The 11,247-nt window shown below is 41.9% G+C and carries 9 protein-coding genes; all 9 read right to left on the bottom strand.

All coding sequences use genetic code 11. The features are described from left to right. Window positions 1–46 precede the first annotated feature (46 nt). Window positions 47–829, bottom strand: a complete 783-nt coding sequence (locus tag ADA01nite_RS07420; protein WP_170230184.1) for a CoA-transferase subunit beta — start codon at window positions 827–829, stop codon at window positions 47–49. Window positions 830–833: 4 nt separating this feature from the next. Continuing rightward, window positions 834–1,772, bottom strand: coding sequence for a CoA transferase subunit A (locus ADA01nite_RS07425; RefSeq protein WP_170230185.1), 939 nt, complete (start codon window positions 1,770–1,772; stop codon window positions 834–836). Between the two features lie 248 nt (window positions 1,773–2,020). Continuing rightward, complete coding sequence (locus ADA01nite_RS07430) at window positions 2,021–3,163, bottom strand: acyl-CoA dehydrogenase family protein (protein ID WP_146809314.1); 1,143 nt, start codon at window positions 3,161–3,163, stop codon at window positions 2,021–2,023. Window positions 3,164–3,301: 138 nt separating this feature from the next. Continuing rightward, window positions 3,302–4,474 carry a CaiB/BaiF CoA transferase family protein gene (locus ADA01nite_RS07435; RefSeq protein WP_170230186.1) on the bottom strand — a complete coding sequence of 391 codons (1,173 nt, stop codon included), beginning with the start codon at window positions 4,472–4,474 and terminating at the stop codon, window positions 3,302–3,304. A gap of 101 nt (window positions 4,475–4,575) precedes the next feature. Continuing rightward, window positions 4,576–6,018, bottom strand: a complete 1,443-nt coding sequence (locus ADA01nite_RS07440) for an aldehyde dehydrogenase family protein (protein ID WP_146809316.1) — start codon at window positions 6,016–6,018, stop codon at window positions 4,576–4,578. Window positions 6,019–6,090: 72 nt separating this feature from the next. After that, a complete protein-coding gene (locus ADA01nite_RS07445) occupies window positions 6,091–7,227 on the bottom strand; it encodes a glycoside hydrolase family protein (protein ID WP_146809317.1) in 1,137 nt (378 codons plus the stop codon). A 75-nt stretch (window positions 7,228–7,302) separates the two neighbouring features. Continuing rightward, window positions 7,303–8,469, bottom strand: coding sequence for an iron-containing alcohol dehydrogenase family protein (locus ADA01nite_RS07450; RefSeq protein WP_170230187.1), 1,167 nt, complete (start codon window positions 8,467–8,469; stop codon window positions 7,303–7,305). Between the two features lie 81 nt (window positions 8,470–8,550). Further along, window positions 8,551–9,870: an MFS transporter gene (locus ADA01nite_RS07455; protein WP_146809319.1), complete on the bottom strand. Its 1,320-nt coding sequence runs from the start codon at window positions 9,868–9,870 to the stop codon at window positions 8,551–8,553. A 184-nt stretch (window positions 9,871–10,054) separates the two neighbouring features. Next, window positions 10,055–10,918 (bottom strand): IclR family transcriptional regulator, encoded by an 864-nt coding sequence (locus ADA01nite_RS07460; protein WP_246147259.1) that lies wholly within the window; start codon window positions 10,916–10,918, stop codon window positions 10,055–10,057. Window positions 10,919–11,247: the final 329 nt, after the last annotated feature.

Below are 11,247 nucleotides of genomic sequence, written 5' to 3' on the forward strand. Positions count from 1 at the left end.
AAACATACAAGAATGTTCATGCTAAAAATTCTCCCTTATATCATTATTAAATATAAAATCTATTCGGATCTATTTTGACCCTCAATAATTCCAATTCCTCTTCGGTAGGCATTGGGGTTTCATGTACGTCCTCAGCAATTTTCAAATCCCATGAAACCAGTTCCTTGATTTCCTCAATCGTTACACCTGGATGATACGAAGCCAGATACATTTCTTTACTATGATCGTCAAACTTATATACTCCTTTATTAGTAACGACACATGAAGGTCCCGTATTCTCAGGAAATCCTGCTTTTTCTCTCTCCCCCGGGCCAGTCAAGTATCCCGGCGAGGTATTATAATCGACTCGTTCAACGAATCGTCCGGGCCGGGTCTGATCCAATATTATGATTGTTCGTTGTGCAAATGTTGCTATATCATTAGCTCCTCCGCTTCCCATCAATCGAACCCTGGGGTTTTTATAGGATCCAATAACTGTAGAGTTGAGATTTCCAAAACGGTCAATCTGTGCCCCTCCAAGAAAACCTACGTTAATTTCCCCGCGAACAAGCATGGCTGTTACTTCCGGCAGTCCCGTAGCCATATCAGAATTTGCACTCAAAGTGAGATCATCCACAGCCCGTGGCAATGAGAACGGAGGCGTTGATCTAACATTTCCCGTTTCTGTTATAAACACAAGTTCAGGAGCATGAGTACATTGAGCCAAATAGGTTGCAACTAATGGTAACCCGTATCCGGCAAAAACAATTTCTTTATTATGAAGTTGCCGTGAAGCAATTACACACATTAGTTCATTCAATGAAAATGCTTGCTTGGTTTTTGTTGTCATGATATTACCTCCAACCATAATTAACCGAGGGACTAAGAATTGGATCTTTCAATCGCAACTTCTCCAGCTGACTATATCCGAATCGATCGACATAATGCTCAAGATATTCCTTCCGATCTTTCACTCCATACACCCATTCTTCCAGATACGATTCATGGGTTTCTAACTTCCTGGATGCTTCCCCGGAAATGTTCAAACGGTAATCCCAATCCGCTTCATAATAACCCGGCATATGTGCAGGATGAGCCCCCCAGGGTTCATGGACAACTGCTGCCACCTTGATACCTGGAATCATTGTTCTATTAGGATCGCTACGGATCAGATCCGATGAAACCAATTCTTCACAGGTAATAATTACTTTTTTCGCAGCCATACCAGCCAGATGATCGAACGATAAAACCCCCCATCGATGGGAATTTCCATGGAGATCGGACCGTTGCACGTGCAGAATTGCAACATCCGGTTGAATACCCGGGACTACGGGAATTTGCTTATTGTCCTCATTCGAAAAAGGATCGGTTGTAAAGCGTACGATAGAATTGTTTTCAATCATATCAGATCCTACCATGCCTTTAAGCGGAACAAAGGGAAGGTTATAATATCCACCCAATAACATGGATATAATGGCCATATTATTAAAATCATAAATCTCCAGCTTTTGAGGAATCCCTTCTTGCCACGCTCTACGTATCGCATGGCTTCCTTTCGTGGCATCGTTCCCAATCCAGCTGATGTAAGCTTCATTTACACAACCTGCTGCCACCAGGTGATCTCCTACTTCACAGCTTGCCCCCGCAATCAGTTTAAGATTGCGTTTATTTTGCCTTATAATCTCATGCGCGGCAGCGTATGGAACGCTTCCCTGCCAGCCGCCGAGATAGATCATGTCACCATCATTTACATATTTTTTGATAGCGTCTTCCATCGAATAGATTTTACTCATCCTTACACCCCTTTCACTTTCTTCAATCATATGGGGAAACAGCTCTTCATTAACTCCCAGCTCTTCCAAAAACCTGGGTATACCGTTAATTTCCTGCTGAGCGAGTTTCCCCCTATCTAACTGAAGTTACCCTGAAGAAAATAAATTTAAATATTTTCGTATATTCTCTCGTCAGGTTAAATAATCGATAATATTGCGATTATTTCACAACATTATTTTATTAAATTTAATTATATGGTTCTGAAAATTTAACAACCCAAAAGACGTGCAATAAACATCCTTTGAATCTCTGAGGTACCTTCCACAATTTCCAGCAGCTTGGCATCCCCCAGCATTTTGGAGATACGATGTTCTTTTGACAATCCTATTCCCCCATGAATTTGGATTGCCTTATGAACAACGGACATGGCAGTCTCTGTAGCAAATAATTTTGCCATTGAGCTTTCTTTCCGGAAATCTTGTTTCATATCCGCAAGTTTTGCAGCTCTGTATACCATAAGTCTTGCAGCATCAATTTGGGTTGCCATATCGGCCAGCTTAAAGGAAATGCCTTGATACTTGGAAATAGGTTGACCAAAAGCTTCTCTGGCTTTGGCATATTCCAGAGCTGCTTCATATGCTCCCTGAGCAACACCCAAAGCACATGCCGCTATACTAATTCGCCCATACGTGATGGAAGTAAGCAATTGCCTTACTCCTGAACCCTCTTCTCCAAGCAGACAATCATCGGGAAGAAATACATCTTCAAAAACAAGTTCACGGCTATCTGCTGCCTGCCAACCAATCGTTTCAATTTTTGGTCCCACTGTATAGCCAGCCGTATTTCGAGGAACAATAAAACTGCTTGTTAGCGTTTTGCCATCTCTTTTTCCAGTTACCGCAGCAATGACAGCAACTCCGTTAAGTTCATTTCCCGCATTTGTAATAAACAGCTTGCTGCCGTTGATGACCCAGCCCCCGTCAACTTTCTCTGCTTTTGTATTCATAGCGGCTGCATCCGAGCCACCGTTTGCCTCGGTTAAGCCAATTGATCCGATAAACCCTCCCGTAATCATTGGGGTTAACCATTTCTGCTTTTGTTCTTCTGTACCAAACAGGTTGATTAAAGTGGCTGGTGAACTATTTGCCATGACAATAGCTGAAACGGAAGCATCGACCCGTGATATCTCCTCAAGTGCCAAAGCAAAAGAAACCATCCCTTCTCCCATTCCACCATATTCCTCTGGATAAGGAATCCCAAAAACTCCAATTTCAGCCAATCCCTTGATCATCTCTGTAGGAAATTTACTGCTATGAACGTATTTATCAATCTCAGGCGAAATTTTTTCCTCTACATAATCTCGTACTACACTTTGGAGCATTTTTTGCTCCTGGGTTAATTCTAATAACATAACAAATCTCCCTCCACAAATGGGTTAAAATGTAAAATTATTTGTATTTAATTAAAGGAAAAGTTATCTTTAGCTAATTGTCTTCAATTAGCCGATTGGCTATCTAAAGCACGCACGGACAATGTTTCAGTAGAAATTTCAGATTACCCCTTTTTCCTGTAATTCCGCTATTTCCGAAGAAGTCAGGCCTATTCTTGATAAGATCTCTACATTATGCTGCCCGAGTTCAGGAGGTAACGTATTATATTCCGCCGGGGTTTTGCTTAACTTAAACGGTGAACCCAGTTCAATAATCCGGCCGCCGTCCTTCCCTTTTCTCTCAAACAATAAATTCCGTTCCTTTACCCAATCGCTATTAACTACATCTTCAATAGACAGTACAGGAGCGCCAGGTATATCCATTTGTATCATTTCCTGGATAGCCGTATCTCTGTCCCGCTGTTTAAAGAAATTTGAAATCTCTGATTTCATTTCTTCTTGTCTTTCAGGATCAAATTGAATATCGATAAAGTCGGGACGATCGATATACTGGCAGAATGAATGCCAGAATTTCTCTTCCAACGGTCCGATGGATACATACTTTCCGTCTCTTGTTTGATACACGTTATAGCTCGCCCATGCCCCTGTGAACCAGGTGCTGGAAGGATTGAACTTTTCCCCTTGATCAAGATATTCTGCTAACGCTGGCAATAAAAGGGAAATCAATCCATCGGCTATTGAGACATCAACAAATTGTCCAACACCCTTGCGTTCTCGGCCTATGATCGCCAACAAGATGGAAATCGTAGCGGGCAAATAACCTCCCGCTATATCCCCTAGCAATGAACCCGGCATACTAATTGTTCCCTCAGGAGTTACATTCATGCCCAAAAAACCTGAATAGCTTGCATAATTAATATCATGGGCCGCCAAATCCTTTAGAGGGCCGGTTTGACCAAAACCGCTCAATGAGCAGTAGATAATACGCTCATTAATATCGGAAATGTCTTTGTATCCCAAACCGAGACGATCCATTACTCCTGGCCGAAACCCTTCGATAATAACATCTGATTGTTTAGCCAGCTTTTTGAAAATCTCCTTTCCCTCCGGAGATTTAAGGTTAAGCGTAATACTTTTTTTATTACGGTTCAGCATCTCAAACAATCGACCGGAACCGTCAACCAGCGGTTCAAGTTTTCGTCCTGTTTCTCCGATACCAGGCCGTTCAATCTTGATTACTTCTGCTCCATAATCAGCAAGAAGCATACTCGCAAATGGCCCGGGGACAAGCCCCGTCAAATCAAGTATGGTAATCCCCTCTAAAATTTTCACAATCTATACCCCCTCCCATAAAATAAACGTTTTCTGTTTATTCAGTTAAAGGTAAATTCCCTCGTTTTTAATAGAGTCCGTTGTCTGCTTCAGACATCGCACTACATCCGGTCCTTGTAGACGGTCTTTACCTGGGTATAAAATTCAATGGCAGTTTTGCCCTGCTCACGGGAGCCCGTGCTGGAATTCTTGCAACCGCCGAACGGCACCTGAGGCTCTGCGCCCGCTGTTTCCGAATTTACGTGCACAATACCCGCTTCAATGTCTGCAATGAACCGCTCCGCTAGCGTAAGGTTGTTCGTACAAATAGCCGCACTTAAGCCAAATTCTGTATCATTGGCAATCTCTATCGCTTCCTCGTAATCCTTGGCCTTAAAGAGTGCTATGACAGGTCCGAAAATTTCTTCGCGCGCAATGCGGGCATCACGGGATACATTCTCAAAAATAGTGGGTTGTACATAGAAACCCTTTGCAAGATCCTCGTCTGCCGGAATTTCACCTCCGTACAGGAGCGTCGCTTCTGCCTTTCCGGCTTCAATCATTGCCAGCACACCATCCCGCTGTTCTTTGGATACGGCCGGACCCATATATGTGTCGTGATCAAGAGGGTTGCCCACTTTCAACTCTTTCGTGCGTTCGACGAGTCGGTCGCGGAATAGTTCGTAAATACCTTCTTCAACAATGACACGGCTCGTTGCAGTACACTTCTGGCCAGTAGATCTGAATGCGCCACTAACGGCTATTTCAACCGCTTTATTCACGTCCGCATCAGACAAAACGATGAGTGGATTTTTCCCGCCCATTTCTAACTGAACTTTTTTACCCCTGGCCGTTGCCTGGTTTTGAATTTGGAGTCCGACTTGATTGGAGCCAGTAAACGAAATCGCTTTAATACCTGGATTCTCAACCAATTCCGCACCGACTACAGAGCCTCTGCCGAATACACAGTTGAGGACACCTGCCGGCAACTCCGCTTTATCAAAAGCATTCATTATATGGTATACACATTTTGGCGTAATGTCGGACGGTTTAATCACCACAGTATTTCCATAAATGAGTGCTGGAGCTATCTTCCACATTGGAATCGCAATCGGGAAATTCCATGGAGTGATCAATCCGATTGGACCTACCGGTACACGCGTTGTATACAAGAATGTCTCTGCATTCACAGACGGAATGACTTGCCCCAAAGGCTGACGTGCTTCCGCCGCGTAATATTCAAGAATGCTAATCGCACGCTGTGTTTCTCCGATACCTTCTGCTAGTGTCTTTCCTTCTTCCAGCGTAAGGTCGCGGCCCACTTCCTGCAGATTCGCTTTTAAAATCTCAGCCGCTTTTTGCAAGTATGCGGCACGCTGCTGAAATGAAAGTCTCTTCCAGGACGAAAATGCTTTCTTTGCCGCTGCAATCGCTTCCTGTGCATCTTCTGCCGTACTTAATGGGAATTCTCCCAAATTCTCTTGATTATGCGGACTGAAATTTACTTTATACTCTCCTGAAACCGGTTCTTTCCATTGTCCATCAATATAATTTAAATAACGCATTATTTTTCCTCCTGTCATCTATATATAACTCCTACCGCTTCATCCTTTTAACTTCTTCCGAAAGGGCACACGTTAGAACATGTTGGGGCGCGTATACCCCAGCAAACCACTTAAACATTCAAACAAATAATAATCTCCCCAAATGAGTTCACTGTCTACCGCAACACCCAATTTTTTGTTAAAACATCCCCCTAATAACATGCCTGGCCGTCTTCTGTCTTCCTCAGACGTTGGAGTTAAATAATTCGAAATTAATTGATGAACTGACTTAAGCGCAATAGAGCGATAAGTCTTGCTGCGATCCTCATCTTCTACAAGATGACTTAACTTCAACAACGCAGAAGCAGCAATTGCTGTAGCGGATGTGTCACGATTCGTATCCGGTATTGCAGGATCATCGAAATCCCAAAAAGCTACACCGTCATCCGGGAGATGATGAACCCACCAATCCGATACTAAAATAGCAGTATCCAACAACTTCTTTTCACGGGAAGCCCATTGATACGCTGCAGTGTAATGAATCATTGCCCAAGCCTGCGCGCGTGCCCATGTACTTTCATCACTATACCCTTTATGTGTGTAACGTTTAAGCAAGTTGCCTGATTGATCAAACGTAGCGGATTGACAAACCGATCCGTCACTTCGCACACATAACTCTACGTGCTGCAATGCATGATTTATAGCGATTTCCGCCAATGAACTATCACCTGTTTCCCGAGAGGCCCAGAGTAACAAGGGTGATGCACTTACACCGTCAATATTCGTTTCCGTATTGCCAACACTACTTGCTTCTTCCGCCTCATCACCGAGAGGGATAAGCCGTGCCTTTGGGTTATACTGGGAAACAATCGATCTAGCTGCACTTATGGCTATATCCTTCGCCATTTGGTCTCCGACCAGAATGCTCCCAAGAGCCGCACCGTAATAAAAAAGATACCCACGGAAAACCGTTTTCGATTCAATTCGTTTTTTCAATAGTTCAGTCCATTTTTGAGCCCAATTGTGATAAAGAGCATCTTTTGTTGCGGCAGCGGCCAGCCAATTCATACCATTCCAATAGCCTCCTGTCCAGTCACCATATGGGCTATAAACCCATTCGCCTGTTTTGCTATCAGCATAATGGGGAAATTGATTGCCGGCGCCATTCGCTGTTGCTTTGATACCTTCAAGAATTTGATTATAAGCTTCTTCAATTAGCGTTTTTTCCATCAGACCAACTCCTTTCTAAGGATTGTATTTCACTAAAAATAGCTATTAAAAACTTTATTTATTCCTGATTTCCTTTCACTCCATAAATCCAAGCGGGCTCTCCCCGGAGAATGATTTTTTATAAATTTGTTCAACATCATTTTTCGTTACTCGTCTTGGATTTATAGCGACATTCCCGCTTTTGAATGTATCCTCAATCATCTGAGGAATCAGCTCTTCATTAACTCCCAGTTCTTTGAAAGATTTTGGAATACCAAGCTGATGATTTAATTTTATTACTTCCTCTACTCCAGCCCGTGCGGCAGCTATCTCATTTTCCTGTTTTTGGACCCCTAATGCATCGGCAACCATTGCATACCCCTGTGGATTACCTATTGAATTAAAGGACATAACATAAGGTAATAAAACGGCATTAGCAACACCATGCGGAACGCCAGCTAAACCGCTGATAGGATGCGACATGGCATGAACCAAGCCCAGGCGGGATATGGTAAAGGCGACGCCTGCCAGTGTGCTAGCATATAACATCTGGCTAAGATCTGTAATGTTTCCATTCGCTGTTGCAGGTCGTAAAGATTTTCCTATGAGACGAATAGCTTCCAAAGCACACGAATCCGCATACCAATTTTGAATATTGTTGGTTAAAGCTTCAATGGCGTGGGTTAAAGCATCCATACCGGTGGAAGCAACCAACTTAGGCGGAAGACTGAGAAGTAAGCTCGGATCCAAAATGGCTACTTTAGGAATTAAGTATGATGAAACAATAGGCATTTTAAAATGATTTTCATCTGTGACTACCGTTACATTGGTTACTTCAGATCCCGTACCACATGTTGTCGGTATAGTAATTAACGGTGGAAGTTGATTTTTAACATTACCTACTCCAGCCATGTTCGTAATTGGTTCTTGATTTGTAACTAACATCCCGGCTGCCTTGGCGGTATCAATGGAACTTCCGCCTCCCACTGCTAAAATACCATCACACTTCTCCGAAATATAAAAATTCTTTGCATTTTCTACACATTCTATATTAGGATCTGGTAGAACTCCGTCATATAACGCAATTTCTATATTGTTTTCAGCAATACTTTTTGTGATTCCCTCTAGCAATCCGGAATCGATAACTCCTTTGTCAGAAACAACCATTACCTTCTTGCACTTTAGTGAACTAAATTCACTACCAACCCGCGTGCTACTATCAATTCCAAATTCAATTCTTACTGGTAAAAAAATTGATGACAATATATTCACTCCTTTTTGGATAGTTCACAATGTAAATGTGCCAAGATTATGTTTAATGTGGATATTTGACTGTTTATATTTTTATGATAATTCTATATCCTTTGTTTCCCGCATCAAAGCAAGCGAAATAAGAGAAATGACACCTGCAAGAATAATATAAATAGCGATAGGGATCCAGGAATCATTGAAAGCGTTAAGCAATGCGAGTGCGATCATCGGCGCTGTACCACCGAACACGGCAGCACCTATCTGATTCCCCACAGAAATGCCAGTCATACGTACATTTGTGCTAAAGATTTCCGAGAACATCGTTCCCATCACAGCCTCAATCGGTGCCCAAATAATTCCTATCGCGATAATGGTCGCTATCGTTAACCATACGGCAGACTTTAGGGATAACAGATAAAAATACGGGAAGGCAAACAGTATCATGCCAACAGTTCCGCCGATATATAAAGGCTTTCTGCCGATTTTATCAGACAGTTTCCCCATACAAGGGATCATGATTACTGTTACTAAATTAGCAATTGCCACTGCATTAAGTACAGTAACCGTATCATACCCAAGGTATTGGGTTGAGTAAGCGATTACAAAGGTTGCAAAAATATAGTATGGTCCCGTTTCTATAAATTTAGCCCCTACAGTTAATAACACAGCCTTCCAGTGATAACGGAAAGTTGCGACAAGCGGCACCCTGGCGATGTTGCCACTCTCTTTTGCTTCTTTGAAAGTTGGCGTTTCATCAATACCGTTACGAATCCAAAGACCCAGAAAAATAAGCACAGCACTCAGGAGAAACGGTAAACGCCAGCCCCATGCGAGAAATTGATCTTCCGGCAAAGCACTCGTCAGTGAGATAGCCAGTGTTCCGAGCAGCATTCCGATGGGTACGCCCAGTTGCGGAATACTTCCAAAAAACCCGCGGTTCTCTTTTTTTGCATATTCTACCGCCAATAGCACAGAACCGCCCCACTCCCCACCGATGCCAAGGCCCTGGCATAAACGCAGCACGACCAGTAAAATAGGTGCCCATATCCCGATAGCGTTATAATCAGGTAATAAACCAATCAAAAAGGTAGCCCCGCCCATTAGCGATAAAGTTAATATAAGCGTTTTCTTTCTCCCGATCTTATCGCCAATATGACTAAAAACAATTCCACCTAGCGGGCGAATGAAAAATGAAAGCCCAAACGATAGATAAGAAAGCAACAACCCAACTACCGGATCATGACTCGGAAAAAACAGTTTATTAAACACCAGCGAAGCCAATGACCCATAAAGAAAAAAATCAAACCACTCAATTGAGCTTCCGACCATACTTGCTAATAATGCTTTATTTGCCTGTTTTTTGGAAACTTCTCTAGAAACTTCCGTTTGATCTACCGTTTGAACTTGAGTCATAGTACTCCTCCCTCTTTAAAAGCTAAAAAAGAAGTATATAAGTCATATTGTGCTAAAATATTTTTAATTTCTTCAGTCGAAGTGTGGTATACTTGTTCAGAGGTCGCATCCTTTCATATGGGGAGTTTGGTCGCTTGCCATTGTAAGGAAAAGGCGCCTCTTTTTTTTATTAAATTAGCATGTGTTAATTCATTGATTCTCCCACCTCATTCTTAATGTCATATCCTAAGTTGCTTGATACCCTGGAAGTAGTTTCAAGCAGATGTTTAAGCAACTCTTTTTCTTTGGACATAATTCGAATTGTAGGTGCACAAATACTGATAGCCGCCCTGATTACCCCGTTTTTAGCAAAAACAGGAGCAGATATACATGAAATTCCACTTTCAAAGGTTTCATAAGATAGATAGTAGCCAGTCTTCCGAATTTGAGCTAACTCCAGCCGGAGCATATCAGGATCAACGGTTGTGTGCGAAGTGTATGGTTCCAGTTTTGTCGTTGAAAGATATTGTTCAACTTTAGCTTCATCACTGAAGGCCAATAAGACCTTCCCAAGTGCCGTCGAATATGGCGGTGATGTTAATGATAAGTGAAATTGTAATCGTAAGGATGAATCATTCGCAACAACTCGATCCAGCAGAACTACAACATCGCCATCTAGCACACCAAAGTGCACTAATTCATCTGTGACTTTAGCTAATTCTACAAGCGAAGGATGGGTAACTTTACGAATATCCAAACGTTTTTCGAATGCATTTCCTAATTCAAGACAGGCTAAACCCAATTGATATTTTCCTGTATCGGGATCCTGAACAATAAATCTTTTTTCCTTTAAGTTTTCTAATATTTTTAGCAAATAGCTTTTTCTAATACCTAAAGATTCGGATATTTCAGCTAAAGTAAATTCGCTTTTACCTTTAAAAGCTAGTAGAATGTCTAAAGCATGAGCGACGTTCCCATAAGAAGTTGAAGATTTTTTTGGGGGTTCCGCTTGTTTTTTAGCCTCCACTCGTTTTTCACCTCCCTTCATTAATAATTTTGAAAACTTCAAATTTCCTCCTTTTGTTTAATCCTGCATATTTAGTGAATGTGGTTCACTAAATATATTATATTATTAATACTATGACTTTTTCAATATTTTTTTGTGCAGGCGTTGCTCCAGCAAAGCTATCATAGACTTTTGAAGAGCTTTTTACCCCACTTCATTCATGATTTCGAAAAATTTAAATGTCTCCTTATTTCTTCAACCCCGTACTTTTTAGTGAATTTTATTCACTAAAAAGCATTATATTATCAATAGTATGACTTTTCAATGCTTTTCTGTGAAAATCATGAGGAAAGAAGGAAGGGGAAGAGGAAATGGGATCCAGGGAAGAAAAA

Source organism: Aneurinibacillus danicus (genome assembly GCF_007991215.1).
In the GTDB taxonomy this organism is placed as follows: Bacteria; Bacillota; Bacilli; order Aneurinibacillales; family Aneurinibacillaceae; genus Aneurinibacillus; species Aneurinibacillus danicus.